This window comes from Cohnella sp. (assembly GCF_041641335.1).
GTDB lineage: Bacteria > Bacillota > Bacilli > Paenibacillales > Paenibacillaceae > Cohnella.
Genome location: NZ_JBEPYQ010000007.1, coordinates 17,914 through 37,221, shown reverse-complemented (window position 1 = coordinate 37,221; position 19,308 = coordinate 17,914). Strand labels below are relative to the sequence as shown.

General features: G+C 58.7%; 20 protein-coding genes. 12 read left to right on the top strand and 8 right to left on the bottom strand.

All coding sequences use genetic code 11. The features are described 5' to 3' along the window. Window positions 1-45: 45 nt before the first annotated feature. The 4 genes from modA to ACESLM_RS03610 all read left to right on the top strand — a co-directional run bounded on the left by modA (window position 46) and on the right by ACESLM_RS03610 (window position 3,778). Window positions 46-855 (top strand): molybdate ABC transporter substrate-binding protein, encoded by an 810-nt coding sequence (modA, locus tag ACESLM_RS03625; RefSeq protein ID WP_372630007.1) that lies wholly within the window; start codon window positions 46-48, stop codon window positions 853-855. Beyond that, complete coding sequence (modB, locus tag ACESLM_RS03620; protein WP_372630006.1) at window positions 852-1,523, top strand: molybdate ABC transporter permease subunit; 672 nt, start codon at window positions 852-854, stop codon at window positions 1,521-1,523. Before modA ends, modB begins: the two co-directional genes overlap by 4 nt. A gap of 199 nt (window positions 1,524-1,722) precedes the next feature. After that, a complete protein-coding gene (locus tag ACESLM_RS03615; RefSeq protein WP_372630005.1) occupies window positions 1,723-3,237 on the top strand; it encodes a nitrate/nitrite transporter in 1,515 nt (504 codons plus the stop codon). Window positions 3,238-3,382: 145 nt separating this feature from the next. Next, window positions 3,383-3,778 (top strand): globin domain-containing protein, encoded by a 396-nt coding sequence (locus ACESLM_RS03610; RefSeq protein WP_372630004.1) that lies wholly within the window; start codon window positions 3,383-3,385, stop codon window positions 3,776-3,778. A 169-nt stretch (window positions 3,779-3,947) separates the two neighbouring features. On the opposite strand, the gene ACESLM_RS03605 is transcribed toward ACESLM_RS03610, so the two are convergent. The 5 genes from ACESLM_RS03605 to ACESLM_RS03585 are packed head-to-tail and all read right to left on the bottom strand — an operon-like array spanning window position 3,948 to window position 6,653. After that, entirely contained in the window at window positions 3,948-4,250 is a 303-nt protein-coding gene (locus ACESLM_RS03605; RefSeq protein ID WP_372630003.1) for a metal-sulfur cluster assembly factor, read from the bottom strand. Between the two features lie 25 nt (window positions 4,251-4,275). After that, window positions 4,276-5,508, bottom strand: coding sequence for a hypothetical protein (locus ACESLM_RS03600; RefSeq protein WP_372630002.1), 1,233 nt, complete (start codon window positions 5,506-5,508; stop codon window positions 4,276-4,278). A 13-nt stretch (window positions 5,509-5,521) separates the two neighbouring features. Further along, complete coding sequence (locus ACESLM_RS03595; protein WP_372630001.1) at window positions 5,522-6,076, bottom strand: DUF2249 domain-containing protein; 555 nt, start codon at window positions 6,074-6,076, stop codon at window positions 5,522-5,524. Between the two features lie 17 nt (window positions 6,077-6,093). Next, on the bottom strand, window positions 6,094-6,420 hold the full coding sequence (locus ACESLM_RS03590) for a hypothetical protein (protein WP_372630000.1): 327 nt from the start codon (window positions 6,418-6,420) through the stop codon (window positions 6,094-6,096). Further along, entirely contained in the window at window positions 6,420-6,653 is a 234-nt protein-coding gene (locus ACESLM_RS03585) for a DUF2249 domain-containing protein (protein WP_372629999.1), read from the bottom strand. The genes ACESLM_RS03590 and ACESLM_RS03585 overlap by 1 nt, the downstream gene beginning before the upstream one ends. A 225-nt stretch (window positions 6,654-6,878) precedes the next feature. Between ACESLM_RS03585 and lpdD the strand changes: the two genes are divergently transcribed. The 6 genes from lpdD (at window position 6,879) to narI (ending at window position 14,829) form a co-directional block, all read left to right on the top strand. Beyond that, window positions 6,879-7,277 (top strand): prenylated flavin chaperone LpdD, encoded by a 399-nt coding sequence (lpdD, locus tag ACESLM_RS03580; protein WP_372629998.1) that lies wholly within the window; start codon window positions 6,879-6,881, stop codon window positions 7,275-7,277. Beyond that, window positions 7,258-8,262: a GTP 3',8-cyclase MoaA gene (gene moaA, locus ACESLM_RS03575; RefSeq protein WP_372629997.1), complete on the top strand. Its 1,005-nt coding sequence runs from the start codon at window positions 7,258-7,260 to the stop codon at window positions 8,260-8,262. The genes lpdD and moaA overlap by 20 nt, the downstream gene beginning before the upstream one ends. Before the next feature lie 156 nt (window positions 8,263-8,418). Further along, window positions 8,419-12,099: a nitrate reductase subunit alpha gene (locus tag ACESLM_RS03570; RefSeq protein WP_372629996.1), complete on the top strand. Its 3,681-nt coding sequence runs from the start codon at window positions 8,419-8,421 to the stop codon at window positions 12,097-12,099. Then, entirely contained in the window at window positions 12,089-13,558 is a 1,470-nt protein-coding gene (narH, locus tag ACESLM_RS03565; protein ID WP_372629995.1) for a nitrate reductase subunit beta, read from the top strand. Before ACESLM_RS03570 ends, narH begins: the two co-directional genes overlap by 11 nt. A gap of 17 nt (window positions 13,559-13,575) precedes the next feature. Further along, window positions 13,576-14,145: a nitrate reductase molybdenum cofactor assembly chaperone gene (gene narJ / locus ACESLM_RS03560; protein ID WP_372629994.1), complete on the top strand. Its 570-nt coding sequence runs from the start codon at window positions 13,576-13,578 to the stop codon at window positions 14,143-14,145. Window positions 14,146-14,148: 3 nt separating this feature from the next. Further along, on the top strand, window positions 14,149-14,829 hold the full coding sequence (gene narI / locus ACESLM_RS03555) for a respiratory nitrate reductase subunit gamma (RefSeq protein WP_094042633.1): 681 nt from the start codon (window positions 14,149-14,151) through the stop codon (window positions 14,827-14,829). Between the two features lie 241 nt (window positions 14,830-15,070). Here the strand turns inward: narI and ACESLM_RS03550 are convergent, their stop codons facing one another. Together ACESLM_RS03550 and ACESLM_RS03545 are read right to left on the bottom strand one after the other, a co-directional pair. Then, entirely contained in the window at window positions 15,071-15,952 is an 882-nt protein-coding gene (locus ACESLM_RS03550) for a COX15/CtaA family protein (RefSeq protein ID WP_372629993.1), read from the bottom strand. A gap of 149 nt (window positions 15,953-16,101) precedes the next feature. Further along, the gene (locus tag ACESLM_RS03545) at window positions 16,102-16,824 is read right to left on the bottom strand and encodes a Crp/Fnr family transcriptional regulator (protein ID WP_372629992.1); all 723 of its coding nucleotides are present in this window, start codon (window positions 16,822-16,824) and stop codon (window positions 16,102-16,104) included. 181 nt (window positions 16,825-17,005) lie between these two features. Here ACESLM_RS03545 and ric point away from each other — a divergent pair, with 181 nt between their 5' ends. After that, a complete protein-coding gene (ric, locus tag ACESLM_RS03540; RefSeq protein ID WP_372629991.1) occupies window positions 17,006-17,719 on the top strand; it encodes an iron-sulfur cluster repair di-iron protein in 714 nt (237 codons plus the stop codon). Window positions 17,720-17,731: 12 nt separating this feature from the next. Here ric and ACESLM_RS03535 read toward each other — a convergent pair whose 3' ends face one another. Continuing rightward, window positions 17,732-18,427, bottom strand: coding sequence for a Crp/Fnr family transcriptional regulator (locus ACESLM_RS03535; RefSeq protein WP_094042630.1), 696 nt, complete (start codon window positions 18,425-18,427; stop codon window positions 17,732-17,734). A 213-nt stretch (window positions 18,428-18,640) separates the two neighbouring features. Here ACESLM_RS03535 and mobA point away from each other — a divergent pair, with 213 nt between their 5' ends. Beyond that, a complete protein-coding gene (gene mobA / locus ACESLM_RS03530; RefSeq protein ID WP_372629990.1) occupies window positions 18,641-19,297 on the top strand; it encodes a molybdenum cofactor guanylyltransferase in 657 nt (218 codons plus the stop codon). Window positions 19,298-19,308 lie beyond the last annotated feature (11 nt).

Here is a 19,308-nt window from a genome sequence, read left to right as displayed (position 1 = left end):
TCAATTATATCTAATTATATCTAAACATAGGGGTGTAGAAAAAGAATGCATCGATTTGTTAGAAAAAGTATAGTTATGTCGCTTGCTGTCGTCATGTCTATCGTATTTGTGGCGTGCGGTTCGAATGCCGATTCCAAATCGGCTCCTGCGAAGCAGGTCGAGCTTACGGTATCGGCGGCTGCGAGCCTGACCGATGCGCTGAACGAAATTCAGCCGCTGTTCGAGAAGGCGCATCCGGACATCAAGCTCGTGTTTAACTTCGGCGCATCAGGGGCGCTGCAGCAGCAGATCGAGCAAGGGGCTCCGGCAGACCTGATCCTGTCCGCGGCGACCAAAAACATGAAGGCGCTGGTCGACAATCAACTGATTGATGCCGATCGGCAAACGAACCTGCTGAACAACGAATTGGTCGTCGTCGTGCCGACGGACGGCAAAATAAGCATTGCAGGCGCGGCGGATCTGGCCAATGACGAGATCAAGAAAGTCGCCATCGGCATTCCCGAGAGCGTTCCGGCCGGCAGCTACGCCAAAGAAGCGCTGACGAACGCACAGCTGTGGGACTCGCTGCAGCCGAAGCTGGTGCAGGCGAAGGACGTTCGCCAAGTGCTTCAGTACGTAGAGACGGGCAACGCGGAAGCCGGCTTCGTCTACAAGACCGACGCGCTCACTTCCGATAAGGTCGGCATCGCGTTCTCCGTCGATCCGGCCGCCTACACGCCTGTGGAATATCCGATCGGCATCGTGAAAGCGACGAAGAACGCCGATCAAGCCGCCGTCTTGTACGATTATCTTCAATCGCAAGCCGCTCTGGACGTGTTCGTCAAATACGGCTTCTCGGTGCCGGCGGCCAAATGATCGGAGAACTGGATTGGCAAGCGTTCTGGTCGCCCATCGCGTTGTCGCTGCGGGTCGCGCTCCTGTCCAGCGTCGCGGCGATGGCGCTGGGCGTAGGAGCGGCAAGGTGGATGACCCGGCGTTCGTTCAAAGGGAAGACGCTGCTGGAAACGGCGTTCATGCTGCCGCTCGTCTTGCCTCCGACGGTCGTCGGGTTCCTGCTTCTCGTCAGTCTGGGGAGAAGGAGCTGGATCGGGAAGTTCGCGGAGTGGCTGTTCGCCGCTCCGATCGTCTTCTCCTGGTGGGCCGCGGTGATCGCGTCGGTCGTCGTCGCCTTCCCGCTTGTCTACCAGACCATGAAGACGGGGTTTCTGTCCGTCGACAAAGGCTTGGAAGAGGCGGCGCGCTCCAGCGGCGCGAACGAGCGCCAAGTGTTCGCCTACATTGCGCTGCCGCTGGCTTATCGCTCTTTCGTAACGGCCTACGTGCTGGGATTCGCTCGAGGCTTCGGAGAGTTCGGCGCCACGCTGATGATCGCCGGGAACATCCCGGGCCGAACGCAGACGACGCCTACCGCGATCTTCATAGCCGTAGACGCCGGCAATGCAACGATGGCCTGGGCGTGGACGCTGTCGATGATCGCCGTATCGTTCGTTTTGCTTTTCTTCGCCAGAGCCAGAAACGACTAGCTTTGTCCGCTTGCGGCAAGCCGGTCGTTTTTCGTTTTAAATGCGCCGCTTGCTTTTTTGTCCGTTTTATGAACGATTCCGCGCTGGACGGCGGTTGGTACGCGCGGCGGTGACTCGCGTCACAGTGCTCCGATTCCTATCGATGGTACATTGGATTACGAATCCGGACTGATAGGCATAGAGGAGAGGAGCTGCGCGAATGCAAGACGCAAAAAAGTTTCAACTGCCGCTGCAAACGGTAAGTTTGGTTTTGGGCTTTATGGTATGGGTGATCTTGTCTTCTCTAATGCCCTATATTAAAGAAGACATCCAGCTGACTTCGTCCCAGCTCGCCTGGGTGACGGCGATTCCGGTGCTGATCGGTTCGATCATGCGCATTCCGTACGGCTATTGGACGAATCGGCACGGAGCGCGCAAGCTGTTCATGATCAGCTTCGTGCTGCTGCTCGCGCCCGTATTCTGGGTCAGCCAGGCGGATTCCTTCGCCGATCTGATCGTGGGCGGCGTATTCCTCGGAATCGGCGGCGCCGTATTCTCCGTCGGGGTGACATCGTTGCCCAAGTATTACCCGAAGGAACGGCACGGCTTCGTTAACGGCATCTACGGCATCGGCAACCTGGGGACGGCTTTATCCGCGTTCGGAGCTCCGGTGCTGGCCAGCGCGATCGGATGGTCCAAGACGGTTATGCTCTACAGCATCGCGCTGGTGCTGCTCGCGGGCTTCAACTTCCTGCTCGGAGATCGGAAGGAGACGCCGGTTCGCACTCCGATCATGGAGCAGATCAAAGCGGTGTCGGGCAACGAGAAGCTGTGGTTTCTGTGCCTGTTTTACTTTCTGACGTTCGGTTCTTTCGTTGCCTTCACGGTATACTTGCCGAACTTTCTCGTGAGCCACTTCGATCTGGACAAGGTGGATGCGGGCATGCGCACGGCCGGCTTTATCGCGCTGGCCACGGCGATGAGACCGATCGGAGGCTGGCTTGGGGACCGCTTTAATCCGTTCAAAATTTTAATGTTCGTATTCGCGGGCTTAACCGCAGCCGCCATTCTGTTATCGTTCTCGCCCTCGATCGCGCTGTATACGGTCGGCTGCCTGACCGTGGCGCTGTGCGCGGGAACCGGCAACGGAACGATCTTCAAGCTCGTGCCGCTCTATTTCACCAAGCAAGCGGGCATCGCCAACGGCATGATCTCGGCCATGGGCGGCTTGGGCGGGTTTTTCCCTCCGCTGCTGCTTACGGCGATCTACGGCCTGACCGGCCAGTATTCGATCGGATTCATGGCGCTCGCGCAGATCGCGCTGGCCAGCTTCGTCCTCGTCAACTGGATGTTCTTCCAGGACAAACTTACGCTGTCCGCCAACGTGCTGGAAAATACGATCGAAGCGATTCTCATTACGGACACGAACGGCGTCATTACTTCGGTCAACCCCGCTTTCACCGCGATTACGGGCTATTCGGCGGAGGAGGCGATCGGGAAGAAGCCGAGCATTCTGAAGTCCGGCAAGCAGGATAAGAGCTTCTACGACGAAATGTGGCGCTCTCTGCGGGAAAAAGGATATTGGCAAGGGGAAATCTGGAATCGGCGGAAAAACGGAGAGATCTATCTGGAGTGGTTAAGCGTTACGGCGATCAAGAACGACGCGGACGAAGTGAAAAACTATGCGGGCATGTTCAGCGACATCGGCTCGAATCGGCGAGCCGCCGGGGCCTGACCGCTCGGCCCGCCAGTCCCGAACGATCAAAGATACTTAGTTTGATTTAGGAGCCGAAAGGCTCCTTTTACCGTGACGGACGTCACAGCAGGCCGGGATTTCCGAGCTTATGATGGGGATAGCTTTTGGAGAAAGGGTGGGGGATATGCAGACCGAGAAAACGAAGACGTTGTACGATAGGATCGGAGGGGAAGGGACGATTCGGCGGTTGGTGCAGGCTTTCTATCCGAGAGTTTACCAGGACGCCGATCTTTCCCCGCTGTTCCCGGACGGAGTCGAGGAAATTATGCGCAAACAAACGCTGTTTCTGACGCAGTTCGCGGGAGGTCCGCCGCTCTACTCCGATCAGTACGGACCTCCGAGAATGCAGCAGCGGCATCTGGCTTTCCCGGTTACTCCGCGAAGAGCGGAAGCATGGCTTCGCTGCATGAATGAAGCGATGGACGAGATCGGACTTGCCGGCCCGGCAAGAGAAATGCTGTACGACAGATTAACCCAAGTCGCCCGCATCATGGTCAATTCTCCGGACGAGGGAGATTAGGCCGGAAAGGATCGTACAGCGCGGTTACGGCGATTCTAACGGCCCATTCGCGTCTCTTACCCAGAGCCGGTGTTCGAACAAACAGAAATGGCGGCGAGAGGATATTCCCTCCAGCACCGCCATTTCTTCATTTTCGCCCGAGACAACCGCTTTGCCGTAACCATTCGGATCAGAAGAAGCCGAGCATTTCTTTGGCTTCCATCGACATCATGCGAGGAGACCATTTCGGCTCCCAGACGATGTCGACGTTGACGTCCTCTTTGCCGGTACGTTCCGCGAGCACCCATTTGACCCCTCCGGCAATCGTGTCGTGCATCGGACAGCCCGGCGTCGTCAGCGTCATTTTGACATAGATCCGTTCCGGTTCGTCGCGAACCTCGTAGACGAGCCCGAGATCGACGATGTTGACGCCCAGCTCGGGGTCGTACACTTCCTTAAGAAGGTCGCGGAGATGTTCTTCGCTGTGTGCCATTGCAATCCACTCCATTTCATGAAAGTTATCGGGTGAATACGAGCGAGATCAGTGCAATATAGGCGATGGATAGAAGGGATAAAGCCGATCCGGCAATCGAGATCAACCCGGGCGAGTCTGCCGCAAGTCCCCCGAGAAGAAGGAGGCTCAAGACGGCGATCGAGGTTAGTCCGACATTTGTTTGCTTTTCGCTCAGCAGATCCGCCATGACCGGAGTTCCGGGCTTGCCGGCGCGTTTTCCGTACTTGTGCGTCCACCACAGGAACGGAACGATTTTGGAGGCGTAACCGAGTATCGTGAACGATACCCAGCCGCCCAAGTAAGCCCAGCCTGCCACGACGAGGGAGGAGGACAGCAGCATTCGCTCCGGATAGATGACCGAGCAGACGAAGGCGGCGATCGTCATGACGGCGAAAGCTTGGCTCGCGTACATCGACCACTTGATCCCCGAGCCGGGAGTGCGCTTGTGCCGCTTCTTCTTGATCTGAACCAGGTGAACGTTGTAGAGGACGGTCGCGGCTGCCAGCAGAGCAATCGCGAGCTGAAGCGCCCATACGTCCCAGTCGGCCAGGAATGCCAACGCTCCGATCGCGGCGGAGGCGTTCCACAAGATCAGCACGGCGCTTTGCAGCTTGATCGGATAATCGTGCGACAAGTAAAACATCGGCAGCATTTTGTAGCTGAACCCGGTAATCAACAGCCCGAACCAGCCGATCGTCCCGAGCCAGATGTGCGCCCCGAACAGATTGTCGTGGTAATTCGCCCAGATGCCGGTCGCGAAGTTCAGGCCCATCGCCATGCCGGACAAGCCGGTCAGCAGCAGGCAGACGACCGAGCACGCGGCGCTGATCGTGATCGCGTTCCACTTCGACGCGCGAATCAGAGTCGCTCCGATGTTCCAGGCGAACGCGACGATGCCGCAGAACGCCAGTGAAGCGAAGGCGGCGATCCAGTGGATGTCTCCCCGCGCGAACCCGACGAGCAGTCCGAACAAGCCGACCGAGAACAGCGCGTAATGAACGTAGCCGAGACGCTCGCTGTACAGCGAAGATTGAAGAATAACGTTGATCAGCTGGTAGACGGCGCCCATAGCCAGCATGGTCGCCCAGCCGAGCACGAACAGATGGATGTGAAACCAGCCGTCCGGACCGCGCAGCTCTTCGCCGAGCCAGCCGGACAGCGACAGCAGCGAGGCTCCGTGGAACAGCGCGAATCCGGCGATTCCGGTGATGATAAAAAGAAAGGGGAGACGGGACATCGTTCTCGCCTCCTTACGGTTTTTGTATGCGAACCTTCGCCGACCCGTCCGGCTGCTCCTCTACGGTATAGGGATACCCCAGAGTCTGAAGCTCTTCGATCAGGAACATCGGCACGCGGTCGTTATGAATGTGCACTTCGTCTCCCGGCCGGCAGCGGTCCAGAGCGGACAGCGTGCGAATCATCGGCTTGGGCGGCTCCAGGCCGCGGTTGTCCAGCGAGACCACTTTGGACTCTCCGGCCGGCGCGGGTTCGGCATCCGCCGCCGATGACGCGCGTTCCTCGTTTTCTTCCCCGTCGCTTGCCCCGTCGTCCAGCCAGCTCTTGTTTTTCTTGTTCACGAAAGTGGAAATCCAATGCTCGGGACCGATCTGCTCGGCTTTGCCCGCCAATCCCTTCATCTTAAGCACGCCGAACAGCGGCGCCGGCTTGAAGGTGGCGTGAAGGACGAAGATGTCGTCCTTGCCGAGGTTTTTCACGGCATCCATGATCAATTGGAACGGCTCCAGCTTCTTGCGAAGATGGGGCCTGACGTCCAGTTCGACGATTTTGGCGTCTTTGCGGTCCATGGGCTTTCACCTCTCGACTATTTGGTTTCCCGCCTTTTGGCCTCTTCGTACAAGCCCGCCATCCCGCCGTACAGAGAGTAGAAGAAAGAGTCGGGCGCATCCAGGGAAAAGGAAGTGTACATCTTCGGATCGACTCCGAGCATTCTCTCGAACAAGCGCGCGGAGTCGTAAGCGTAGAAGCAAAAATACGTATAGTGAAACTCCGGCATCTTCTCGTAGATGGTTACGATCTCGGAGGCGTATTCGCCGATCCCGAGGGAAGCTTCCCGAACCATCGAGACCGCGTCTTCCAAGCCTACCGTAATCTTGATCGTCTTCTCATCGAGGATATCGACGCGCGCCATCAGATTTTCCCGATTCTGACCTGGAATACCGCAGGCCCCTGCTCGATGTAATCCCACGTAAAGTGCTCCGCGTGATTCGCTTCGAACTGGTAGCGAAGCGGGACGGGATCGTGATCGTTTATGAGCAGCATGGCCTCCTCGGGCGCCAGCCGTTCGAACGTTTCGAAAATGACTTTGTGCTTAAGGTGCGGCGGGTACTCCGTGGCGTTAACAGTAGCGGCAAATGAACTCATCTTACATACCTCCTCGAGAGTGAATAGCTTTACGATCCCGATTATAGAGCAGGCGATGCGCGGTCTATGTGACCGCGATCACATATGGAACGGATTTTCGCGAGTTGCGAATTGTCTGTGACAGAAGGGCCGCCGGCGGGACGACGGTGATCATGATCACAGCTATGGGCGATCCGCCTGCCTATACTTAGGGAGCGTTAAAGACAACGGAGGGGCGCGAAGCGGATGACAAGCGGCCGAACGAAGGCGAAGCAGGCGCAAAAAGTGGAGATCAGACATTACAGCATGGGCAAAGACGTCGTATTTCTCGTTACCGGGGGAGCGGCGCATATCGGCGCGACGGCGACGGCCTGCTGGTCGGACAAGGAGGGGGAAGCCGTTCATGTCGATGTGCTGACGCTGCCCGGTCACCGGGAAGATCGACTGGCGGCCGAGCTGGCCGTGGCGGCGGCATCGGCTCTTCGCCGCACCGTCGCCGTGATGGCGGGCATTCATCTGGACCGGCCTTCCCGCGAGGATATCGAAGGGATCGTCCGGGAAGCGCGCCTCCGTATGAAGCAAGTTCTGGACGAATGGGAGGACAGGCCCGAGGAGAGTGAAGCGAGTGGAGAAACGATTGGTTGACAGATTCGGCAGAGTACACGATTACTTGCGCATCTCGGTGACGGATCGCTGCAATCTGCGCTGCGTGTACTGCATGCCCGAAGAGGGGATGCAGTTCGAACCGGGGCATCGCATTCTGTCCTACGAGGAGATCGCCGAGGTCGCGGCGACGCTCGCCCCTCTCGGCGTGAAGAAGCTGCGGCTCACCGGAGGCGAGCCGCTGGTCAGGAAGGGACTCGATCGCTTGATCGCCATGCTGTCCGCGATTCCCGGCATCGAGGATATCGCCCTGTCCACGAACGGGATTTATTTGGCTCCTTTCGCCGAGCGGCTGAAGGAGGCCGGAGTCACGCGGGTGAACGTCAGTCTCGATTCGCTCGATCCGGACAAATACGCGAGGATCACCAGGGGCGGAGATGTCCGCAAAGTTCTGGAAGGCCTGCAAGCGAGCCGCCGCGTCGGCTTCGATCCGATCAAGCTGAACGTCGTGCTGATGAAGGGGACGAACGACGATGAAGTAGCACAGTTTCTGCGCATGACTTGGGAGGAACCGATTCATATCCGCTTCATCGAATACATGCCGATCGGCTTCGAGAGCGCCGGCTGGAAAGCCGGATATTTGCCGCTCGAACACGTGTTGGACACTTGCCGCAGGCTGGGCTGGCGCTTCTCGCCTTGCGGGGACGTGTACGGCAACGGCCCGGCCAGCAGCTTCCGCATGGATGGAGCGGCCGGAACTTTCGGGCTCATAAGTCCGGTCAGCGATCATTTCTGCGGCAGCTGCAACCGCCTGCGCCTGACGGCCGACGGAAACATCAAGTCCTGCCTGTACTGGTCGGACGAATACAATGTGCGCAAGCACGCCGGCAATCCGGCCGCGATCGAGGCGCTGTTCCGGCGGGCGCTGGAGGAGAAGCCCGAGACGCACGAGATGGCCGCCGCGCTGGCCGGGGCAAACCGGTCGCGCACGCCCACGGCCAGACAGATGTCGCAAATCGGCGGGTAACGGAATGTGTCGAATTTATGAACGGGTGATGTCGGTCACAGCCTGTCGAATCCGCACGGTGATACATTGAACTACAGATTACGGATCCGACATTTCTAGTTACGGAACAGACATTTCTGGGTAAACGCGCTCCGCATCCAGACAAGGAGGAGAACTATGGGCAAGTCGAGAACGCCCCTATTCCGCAAGCTCAACTATTTCGCCAAACGGGAAAAGCATTCCGACGGCTGGAGCGAGGTGTCGCCCGCCGGCCGCGATTGGGAGGACGTCTACCGCAGACGGTGGCAGCATGATAAAGTCGTGCGCTCGACGCATGGCGTCAACTGCACGGGTTCGTGCAGCTGGCAAATTTTCGTGAAGGACGGCATCGTCACTTGGGAGAACCAGGCGACCGATTATCCGTCCACCGGTCCGGACATGCCGGAATTCGAGCCGCGCGGCTGCCCGCGGGGCGCCAGCTTCTCTTGGTATTTGTACAGTCCGCTTCGGGTGAAATATCCTTACGTGCGCGGCACGCTGCTGGAACTATGGCGGGAAGCGCTGCGGCGGGAGGGCGATCCGGTGCGGGCGTGGGCGAGCATCGCGGACAATCCCGAGCTGGTCAAGAAGTACAAAACCGCCAGAGGCAAAGGGGGGCTCGTGCGCGCTTCCTGGGACGAGGCGACGCAGATTATCTCCGCATCAATGATCCATACGATCAAGCAGTACGGCCCCGACAGAATCATCGGTTTTTCCCCGATTCCGGCGATGTCGATGGTCAGTTACGCCGCCGGCTCCCGGTTTCTGTCGCTCGTCGGCTCGCCGCTGCTTAGCTTCTACGATTGGTACGCGGATTTGCCGCCGGCTTCGCCGCAAATCTGGGGCGATCAGACCGACGTGCCGGAGAGCAGCGACTGGTTCAACTCCGGATACATCGTCGTCTGGGGCTCCAATCTTCCGATGACGAGAACGCCGGACGCCCACTTCCTGGCCGAGGTGCGCTACCGCGGGACGAAGGTCGTCTCCGTCAGCCCCGACTACGCGGAATTCGTCAAATTCGCCGATACGTGGATGTCGGTCAAGCAAGGTACGGACGGCGCGCTCGCGATGGCGATGGGCCACATCATTTTGAAAGAGTTTTACGTCGAGAATCCCACCGAATACTTCATTCAATATGCGAAGCAATATACGGATTTCCCCAATCTCGTCCTGATCGAGGAGAATAACGGGGTTTACTCCGCAGGCAGGTTTCTCGTCGCGGACGATCTGGGCGAGAAGGGCAACAACATGCAGTGGAAAACGGTCGTGTACGACGACAACAGCGGAGTGCTCGCGGTGCCGAAAGGCAGTCTCGGCTTCCGATGGGGCGAAGAAGGCACCTGGAACTTGCGCATGGAGACGGCGGACGGGCAGCAGCCGATCGAGCCGCGACTGTCGCTGCTGGGCGTTCATAACGAGACGGCGGCGATCCGGCTTCCGTACTTCGACGACGACGGCCGGCATCTGATGGAGCGCACGATACCGGTCAAACGAATCGTGAGCGGAGGCAAATCTCTCATCGTCACGACGGTCTATGACCTGGTGCTCGCCAAGTACGGCGTCGACCGCGGACTGGAAGGGGAGCGCGGGCCGGACGAGAGCAGACCGTTCACGCCGGCGTGGCAAGAGAGCATCACGGGCGTCGATCGCGACGTCGTCGTGCAGATCGCGCGCGAATTCGCCCGCAACGCCGACGAGACGAAAGGGCGTTCCATGATTATCGTCGGAGCGGGCATTAACCACTGGTACAATTCCGACGTCATCTACCGGGCGATTCTGAATCTCGTCGTGATGACGGGGTGCCAAGGGGTGAACGGCGGAGGCTGGGCGCACTACGTCGGCCAGGAGAAGCTGCGTCCCGCGGAAGGCTGGCAGACGATCGCGTTCGCGAGAGATTGGGGCGGACCGGCGAGGCTGCAGAACGGAACGTCGTTCTTCTACTTCGCGACGGACCAGTGGCGCTATGAAGAAATGAAGGTAGACAGCCTGATCTCGCCGCTGGCGGACAAGGCGCGCTACGCGCACGTGGCGGACTACAACGTGATGGCCGCCAGATTGGGCTGGCTGCCTTCCTATCCGCAGTTCGACCGCAACTCGCTCGAGCTGTATCGCGACGCGCGCAAGGCGGGGGCGGCCACGAACGAGGAGATCTCGGCTTACGTGGCGCGGCAGCTGCAAGCGAGGAATCTGAAGTTCTCGATCGAAGCTCCGGACGATCCGGCGAACTTCCCGCGCGTGCTGTTCGTCTGGCGGGCGAATCTGATTTCCAGCTCGGGCAAAGGCCACGAATACTTCCTGAAGCATCTGCTCGGCACCACCAACGGCTTGCTGAACGACGACGCCAACGGCTTCCGGCCGGAGGAGATCGCCTGGGCCGAGCAGGCGCCCGAGGGCAAGCTGGATTTGATGGTCAATCTCGACTTCCGGATGGCCGGAACGGCGTTGTATTCGGACGTCGTGCTGCCTGCGGCGACCTGGTACGAGAAGAGCGATCTGAGCAGCACGGACATGCATCCGTTCGTTCATCCGTTTAATCCCGCGGTGTCCCCGCAATGGGAATCGCGTTCCGACTGGAATATTTTCAAGGAGCTGGCCCGGACATTCTCGGAGATGGCCAAAGATCAGTTCGATCAGCCGCAGCACGATATCGTGGCGACGCCGCTGCTGCACGATTCGCCGGACGAATTGGCCCAGCCGCTGGGACGCATCCGCGATTGGAGCAGGGGAGAGTGCGAGCCGATTCCGGGCCGCACGATGCCTCACTTCCATGTCGTGCAGCGTGACTACGCGGCCGTCTACGAGAAGATGATCGCGCTCGGCCCGCTGGTTAAAGACAAGCCGATCGGAACGAAGGGCATCTCCTGGTCGGCCGCGCCGGAATACGAGAAGCTGAAGCGGGTTCTCGGCACCGTGCGGCAAGGGCTGGGCGAGGGCTGTCCGGACTTGAGCACCGACCGCCGCGTCGCCGAGGCGATTCTGACGCTGTCTTCTACGACGAACGGCCATATGGCCGTAAGGGCGTGGGAAGCGCTGGAGAAGAAAACCGCGCTTGAGCTGAAGGATCTGGCCGAAGAACGCGCGGAAGAATGCTTCACGTTCGAGGAGATCACCTCCCGCCCGAAGACGGTCATTACTTCGCCGGCCTTCAGCGGCTCGGAGAAGGGCGGACGCCGCTACTCCCCGTTCACGACGAACGTGGAGCGCCTCATTCCATGGCGCACGCTCACGGGTCGGCAGCAGTTCTACATCGATCACGAGATGCTGCGCGAATTCGGCGAGACGCTGGCGACGTTCAAGCCGACGCTGAAGCATACGCCGTTCCATCCGAACAGCAAGCGTCCGGTTCAAGGCGGAAAGGAAATCGTCCTGAACTACTTGACGCCGCACAACAAATGGTCGATTCACAGCATGTACTATGACGCCTTGCCGATGCTGACGCTGTTCCGCGGCGGACCGACGGTATGGATGAACTACGAAGACGCCGCAGAGGCCGAAGTGGCCGACAACGACTGGATCGAATGCTTCAACCGCAACGGCGTCGTCGTCGCGCGCGCCGTCGTCTCGCACCGGATTCCGCGCGGCATGGCGTTCATGTACCACGCCCAGGACCGGCATATCAACGTGCCGGGCACGCCGATCTCCGAGACGCGGGGCGGCACGCACAACAGCCCGACCCGCATCCATGTCAAGCCGACGCATATGATCGGCGGCTATGCGCAGTTAAGCTACGGCTTCAACTATTACGGTCCAACCGGCAATCAGCGGGATTTGCACGTCATCATTCGGAAGCTGCAGGAGGTGGACTGGCTTGAAGATTAAAGCTCAGGTTGGCATGGTCATGAACCTGGACAAATGCATCGGCTGCCATACGTGCAGCGTAACGTGCAAAAACACGTGGACGAACCGTCCGGGAGCCGAGTACATGTACTGGAACAACGTCGAGACGAAGCCGGGCATCGGGTATCCGAAGCAGTGGGAAGACCAGGAGCGCTACAAAGGCGGCTGGGAGCTGAGGAAAGGCAAGCTGGAGCTGAAATCGGGAAGCCGGGGCAAGCGGCTGCTGAACATTTTTCATAACCCGGATCAGCCGACGCTCGACGACTATTACGAGCCGTGGACGTATGAATACGAGAAGCTGACGAACAGTCCCGCCAAGAAGCATCAGCCGGTGGCGCGGCCGAAATCGACGGTGACCGGCTCGTACATGAACCTCGAGTGGGGACCGAACTGGGAGGACGACTTGGCGGGCGCGCATGTGACGGGAATGGAAGATCCAAACATGCGCGGCCTGGAGGAGTCCATCAAGATGGACTTCGAGCAGGTGTTCATGATGTATTTGCCGCGTATATGCGAGCACTGCATCAACCCGGCTTGCGTCTCGTCCTGTCCGTCGGGAGCGATGTACAAGCGGGACGAGGACGGCATCGTGCTGGTTGACCAGAATGCATGCCGGGCGTGGCGGTTCTGCGTGTCGAGCTGCCCGTACAAGAAAGTGTACTTCAACTGGCAGACGAACAAGGCGGAGAAGTGCACGCTCTGCTTCCCGCGCATCGAAGCCGGCCTGCCGACGATCTGCTCCGAGACCTGCGTCGGGCGCATCCGCTATCTCGGCTTGATGTTCTACGACGCGGACAAAGTGGAAGCCGCCGCTTCGGTAGAGAACGAGCAGGATCTGTACGAATCCCAGATGGGCATCTTCCTCGATCCGCACGATCCCGAAGTAATCGCGGAAGCGCGCAAGGAAGGCATTCCGGAAGACTGGATCGAGGCCGCTCAGCGTTCGCCGATCTATAAGATGGTCATGGAATGGCGAATCGCCTTGCCGCTGCATCCGGAATACCGGACGCTGCCGATGGTCTGGTACGTTCCGCCGCTGAGCCCGATCACGAATCGGATCGAAGGCAAGGGCAGCGCGCTGGATCCGAACGATATTTTCCCGGCGATCGACAGCATGCGGATTCCGGTCGACTATTTGGCCAACCTGCTGACCGCGGGAGATTCCGAGTTGATCCGCGAGGTGCTGCGCAAAATGGCGGTCATGCGCATTCATATGCGCAACAAGCAGACAGGACGCGTCAGCGATCCGGCTCTGCTGGAGACGATCGGGCAGAGCGCGCAGACGGTGGAGGACATGTACCGGCTGCTCGCCATCGCCAAATACGACGATCGCTTCGTCATTCCGCCGGCCCATCGCGAGCAGGTGGCCGATCTGTACAACGAGCAGGGCGGCTGCGGTCTCGATTTCATGGGCGGACCGGGCGCGTGCGGCGTATTTTGACCGAGGAGGAGCTGCGGATGGATATCGAGACGACCCAGACGACCTGCTGGCTTCTGGCTTATCTGCTTCAATACCCCGACCGGGATTGGAGGGAGCGGCTTCCGGCGTTCCGGGAGGAAGCGGAAGCCCTCCCGGACCCGGATGCCGCCGCGACTCTTGCCGCCTTTCTTCGACTGGCGGAGGAGTCTGACGATATGCGGTGGCAGGACGGCTATGTGCGAACGTTCGATTTCGGCAAGACGTCCAACCTGTATTTAACCTACGAACAGCATGGAGAAGAGCGCGATCGGGGGCCGGCGCTGCTGGAATTGAAGCGGCAATATGCCGCCGCAGGCTTCGAGCTGGCGGGGGGAGAGCTTCCCGATTACCTTCCGCTTATGCTGGAATTCGCTTCGGCCGCTCCCTGGGAGTCGTCCGGGGCGCTGCTGGGAGCCAGAACGACGGCGCTGGAATCGATTCGCCGCAAGCTGGAGCAAGCGAACAGCCCGTATGCGCCGTTAATGGAATTGCTGTTGCGGATCGTTCCCGCGAAGCCTCCGAACGAAGCGCATAAAGAAGCGATATTATCGGCGAGAGGAGGAGATTAAGCGATGGAGGTATTGCTGTGGGGCGCCTTGCCGTACGTGGTGCTGACGCTCTTTATCGCCGGGTTGATCTGGCGGTATGCGACCAACCCGTTCAGCTGGACGTCCAAATCCAGCGAAATGCTGGAGAAGCGCAAGCTGAAATGGGGAAGTCTGCTGTTTCATTACGGCATCCTGGCCGTGTTCTGCGGACATATCGCCGGGCTGCTCGTTCCTGTGGAAGTGTATCGGTGGCTGGGGATCAGCGACGAGCTGTATCACCTTGCGGCGATAGCCGGCGGGATGCCCGCGGGCATCGCCGCGTTCGTCGGCTCGCTCATTCTGCTGTACCGCAGATATGCCGACGCCCGCATTCGCGCGACGAGCAGCGCGGGCGACCGGGTGGCGCTCCTCGTTCTCGTCGTCGTCCTGTTCACGGGACTGGCGGCAACGGCGGGGAACTCCCTGAGCCACGGGGACTTCGATTACCGAACGACGATCAACCCTTGGCTGCGGGGAGTGCTGGTGCTGCAACCGGATCCCGCGCTGATGGAGACGGTCCCGATCGGATTCAAGATCCACATTTTGACGACGTTTGTCCTGTATCTCGTCTTTCCGTTTACGCGGCTCGTTCACGTGTTCAGCTTGCCTTTGGGCTATTTAAGAAGAAGCTATGTGCTGTATCGCCGCAGGAACGGCTCGGCATAGCTTCGCCACGGAGGGTGTCCCATAAGCAGAGTTGCTTGAGATGATCGATAGACAAAGAAGGGGTATGTACCTCCTGGAGAATGCCTCCTACGCTTCTGAAACCACCTTTTCACGGGTTTACCCATTCAAGTTTCAGAAGCGTATAGCATCGGAAGGAGGTACATACCCCTTGCCCCTTTATCATCGATTATCTTTCACAGCAACTTGGTTGGCTTATGGGACAGCCTCGCCGCTCGGGCGACTATTCGTCGGAACCGTGCAATTTCAGCCAAATTCGCACCTCGACGAGACAAGCGAACAGCGCCGTCGCAATCGCCAGGTGGATTACCGCCCAGGCGATGTCCAGCTCATACAGGACGGTCAATATCCCGGCAATGATCTGCGCGGCGGCCAGCGCGGCGCAAGCCAGCATCCGGATTTTCAAGCCGGACGGCTCGTTGCGGACCATCACCCGGAACGCCAATAACCCGATATACGCAACCGCGGCGGCTGCGGCGATCCGATGGATCGTCTGCACCGTTTGCGGAAGGGATTCGGGAAGCCAGCTCTCGCCGCATTCCAGCCAGCCGCAGGCGAGTCCGTAGGTTTCGTGTTTCGTGTAGGCGCCGACGGCTATCGTCAGCAGCATGAGCCCGAGTATCGCATGAACGTGCCGAATGTAAGTTCTGTTCTGTCCGTCGACGGACGCGTAAATGTCGAGAGGCCGATCGACCGTCCGCCATACGAGCATAACGAGCGCAAGATAAGCCATGGCGATCAGCAGATGGGCGGAAATGACGATCGAAGGCAAATCGAGCACGACGACAAGCGCTCCGAACAGAATTTGCAGGCCGAGCAGCGCGAGCGACCAGTTGGCCGCGGCTCGCACGGGACCGGCTTGATCGGTTTTTTTGACGATTTTGTACCACAACATCAGATTCAGGACGGCCAGAACGGCGCCGACGACCCGGTGCGCGTATTCGACCAGCGTCTCTCCGCGCAGAACGGGAACGAGAACGCCGTTGCACAAGGGCCAATCCGGACCGCAGCCCATGCCCGATTCCGACGATGCGACGTAACCCCCGAACACAATCAGTATGTACGTAACGAGCACGGTGCAAAGCGCCAACGACTTCGTATTCACTTGATATACCTCCCAAAAGTAAAATGTTTCCATTATTTTAGCGCGGCGAAACAGACGGGGATGTAATGCGCATCACACCTGTCCGAATCGTTACGCTATTTTTGATTCAAACGGAAACATGAACTTTCAGGAGATTCGCCGGGCGCGAATTACATGCGGCACAGGTCCTTGGGACACAATTCGCACCGGCATACCGACTGCAGGTAGGGCAAATCCGTAACGGTGATCATTCCGTCGTTCATGGAGATGGCCCCCGCTTTGCGCAGCTCGCCGAGCATCCGGTTGACGCTCTCCCGCGCGCAGCCGATGTGGTCGGCCAATTCTGCGTTCGTCAGCTTCATCGTAATGTGGATGCCCTTCTCGTCCTGGCGTCCGTATGTGTTGGACAGACGGATCAGGGTGGAGCAGAGGGCGCCCGGTTTGCCCAGCATGACCAGATCGCGGAATTTCGTCTGGGTCAACCGATGCATGAAGCTCATCCAATTGACGAATTCGATCGCCAAGTCGCCATGCTGCCAGAGCAGCACTTCCAAGTCGCTTCGCTGAAACACGCCGACGACGCACTTCTCGATCGTCGTGGCGGTGAATTGGTGGACCGATCTGGACGAGGCGTCGAGCTGACCGAAGAAATCCCCTCCATGGAACAGGGACATAATGTATTCCTTGCCTTCCTCCGACAGCTTCGTCAATTTGACTTTGCCCGATTGAATGAAATACAGGCTGCCGGCGGCGTCTCCTTCGCGGAAGACGTTGACGTTCGAATTCAGATTCTGGAAGTACATAATTTGTTGCAGTTTCTGCAGATTATCGCCGGAAAAGAGAGAAGAGTTGCGGATCGGATTGCAGTCGGCTTGCCTTGGCGCGGTAATCACGTGAGCCACCTCCAGGATACGTTGGAGCAAGTATAACAGGGGAACGAAACGTCAAGTGTGATTCACCTCACATCTTCGGCCTTATGGGCAAATAAAGTGTGTTCTACATCACAGGCTGGACATTCCGCTGCGCTTATACTGGGGGTGAACCTACAGAAAAAAACGAAAGGAAGGATCGGATATGAGCCAAAGATTTAACGGAGAAGAGAAAATCGGCAACATCGTGGCCGATTACCCGGGAGCAAGCCATCTGTTCAAGGAGGCGAAAATCGACTTCTGCTGCGGCGGGGATCGGCCGTTGTCCGAAGCCGCCCTCGGCCAAGGGTTGAACTTGGGGGAGCTTGTAAGCCGTCTGAACGCGGGATACGCGGAAGCGATCGCCAAGGCCGAAGCGGGAGAGGCCGATTGGAAGACGGCGCCGATCGCGGATCTGATCGATCATATCGTCGCCCGGCATCACGGCTATGTGAAGAAGGAGCTGCCGCACATCAGCGAGCTGTTGACGAAGGTGCTTCGCGTCCACGGAGCCGGACATCCCGAGCTTTCCTCGCTGCATAGACGGTTTCATCAAATGAAAATCGAGCTGGACCAGCATCTGATCGCCGAAGAAGAAGCGCTCTTCCCGCTGCTGAGGAGCTACGCGGCCGAGCCGAGCGCGGAGGCGAGGGAGAAGGCGGTCGCGGGGCTGGACGACCTGGAGAAGGACCACAGCGTCGTCGGCGACTATTTGAAGGAAATGAGAGAGACGACGGACGGTTACGCTCTGCCGCCGGAAGCTTGCACGACGTATACGCTGGCGTTCGGCAAGCTGGTCGAGCTGGAAGCGGATCTGTTCGAGCATATCCATCTGGAGAACAACGTGCTGTTCCCGCGGGTCGAAGAAGGCCGGCTGTAATCGCGGTTCGGGTTACCGGATTTCCTTCTGCTGCTTTAACGCTTCCAGATCGATGATGACGATCCGGCTGCGATCGACTTCGAGCAGTTCGTCTTTGTTGAACTGACTGAGCAGCCGGTTGATCGTCTCTCTCGTCGTTCCGATAGAGTTGGCGATCTCTTGGTGGGTCATCGGCAGATTGATCGTAATTTTGTTGTCCTTAACGTCCCCGTGATGTTCCGCGAGCTGGAGCAGGAACGACAGCACCCGGTGCTTGACGTCCTGGCCGGAGAGCACCTGCAGCTTCTCCTGCAGCTCCCGGATTTTGTCGCCCATCACGCGCATCATCTTGATCGCGATCGACGGGGTATTCATCATCAGCCGTTCGAATACTTTGACGGGAATCGCCAGCAGCTGCGTGTCGACGATCGCTTCGGCCGTGGCCGGGTACGGATTCTGGTTGAAGAAGCCGGTATGCGGGAACATGTCGCCGGTTTTCAGGAAGGAAACGATCTGTTCGTGACCGTTCTCGTCCGTTTTATAGGTTTTCACCAAACCGTTCTTGATGAAGTAGACGGCCTCTTTCTCGCTGCCTTCGGTAAAAATGACGGATCTTCTCGAGATGGAACGGGAGATCGTAATTTCCTCGACCCGCGCCATCTCCTGGGGGTTCAAATCGTGGAACAACGGGACCTGATGCAGGAAAGCGGACGCTTTATCCTTGCTCATGGACATCCTCCTCGTATATCGGATCTATACCGTCTTAATTGTATCGGAAATCCAAGCAAGATGTATCCATCATTGGGATCGGTTTTCAACATATTAATGAATTTTGGCCGGAATGGCTGTGAGTTATGTCATAGAGGAAGTCGATCGGCGAGGACGATAATGGGATAGCGGGGAGAAGCGCGATTATTCCATGCGAATCCGGAGGAATGCGATGTGGATACGACCGATCGACTGCCGATTGACCAGAACGTTTGCCTCTCCGGCGTGATTCTGGCCGGAGGAAGAAGCCGGAGAATGGGCGGCCCCCATAAGGCGCTGCTGCCGTTCCGCGGGGAGAAGTTGATTCACCGGCAACTGAAAGAGTTGAGGAAAATATGCTCGGAGATTATACTGGTCACGAACGAGCCGAGGACGTTCCTTCCGCTCGTGGACAACGAGGTTAGAATCATTACGGACTTCTATCCCGATAAAGGGCCGCTCGGCGGAATTCACGCCGCGTTGTCGCTCTCGAGCCATATGAACATCTGGATCGTCGCTTGCGACATGCCGTTCTTATCTCCGCAGGCCGCCCGGACGCTGTTGGAGATTAAGGCGGACACAGGCAGCGAAGCGGCGATTCCGTACTTCAACGAACGAATGTATCCGTTCCACGGCGTGTACGACAAAAGCTGCGTCGAACGGATACCGTATCTGTTCAGCCGAGGACAATTCCGGGTCGGCGGGTTTCTGGACGCGATCCGCTGCGAGAAGGCGGCGGCGGCCGAGTTCCTGCGCCGGGGCATCGATCCGCGGTTTATTCTGAATCTGAATACGCCGGAGCAATACGAAAGTCTGCTTGCGCTCGAGTCGCGGGAGGCGGCAGACCGGTAACGGGGGAGTGA

Excerpts from the sequence above, each read along its gene's own strand:
- lpdD (WP_372629998.1), top strand. The coding sequence starts at position 6,879 with ATGACAAGCGGCCGAACGAAGGCGAAGCAGGCGCAAAAAGTGGAGATC.
- ACESLM_RS03615 (WP_372630005.1), top strand. The coding sequence starts at position 1,723 with ATGCAAGACGCAAAAAAGTTTCAACTGCCGCTGCAAACGGTAAGTTTG.
- ACESLM_RS03600 (WP_372630002.1), bottom strand. The coding sequence starts at position 5,508 with ATGTCCCGTCTCCCCTTTCTTTTTATCATCACCGGAATCGCCGGATTC.
- ACESLM_RS03605 (WP_372630003.1), bottom strand. The coding sequence starts at position 4,250 with ATGGCACACAGCGAAGAACATCTCCGCGACCTTCTTAAGGAAGTGTAC.
- ACESLM_RS03610 (WP_372630004.1), top strand. The coding sequence starts at position 3,383 with ATGCAGACCGAGAAAACGAAGACGTTGTACGATAGGATCGGAGGGGAA.
- modB (WP_372630006.1), top strand. The coding sequence starts at position 852 with ATGATCGGAGAACTGGATTGGCAAGCGTTCTGGTCGCCCATCGCGTTG.
- narI (WP_094042633.1), top strand. The coding sequence starts at position 14,149 with ATGGAGGTATTGCTGTGGGGCGCCTTGCCGTACGTGGTGCTGACGCTC.
- ACESLM_RS03595 (WP_372630001.1), bottom strand. The coding sequence starts at position 6,076 with ATGGACCGCAAAGACGCCAAAATCGTCGAACTGGACGTCAGGCCCCAT.
- modA (WP_372630007.1), top strand. The coding sequence starts at position 46 with ATGCATCGATTTGTTAGAAAAAGTATAGTTATGTCGCTTGCTGTCGTC.
- ACESLM_RS03535 (WP_094042630.1), bottom strand. The coding sequence starts at position 18,427 with ATGAGCAAGGATAAAGCGTCCGCTTTCCTGCATCAGGTCCCGTTGTTC.
- ric (WP_372629991.1), top strand. The coding sequence starts at position 17,006 with ATGAGCCAAAGATTTAACGGAGAAGAGAAAATCGGCAACATCGTGGCC.
- ACESLM_RS03570 (WP_372629996.1), top strand. The coding sequence starts at position 8,419 with ATGGGCAAGTCGAGAACGCCCCTATTCCGCAAGCTCAACTATTTCGCC.
- ACESLM_RS03590 (WP_372630000.1), bottom strand. The coding sequence starts at position 6,420 with ATGGCGCGCGTCGATATCCTCGATGAGAAGACGATCAAGATTACGGTA.
- ACESLM_RS03585 (WP_372629999.1), bottom strand. The coding sequence starts at position 6,653 with ATGAGTTCATTTGCCGCTACTGTTAACGCCACGGAGTACCCGCCGCAC.
- narJ (WP_372629994.1), top strand. The coding sequence starts at position 13,576 with ATGGATATCGAGACGACCCAGACGACCTGCTGGCTTCTGGCTTATCTG.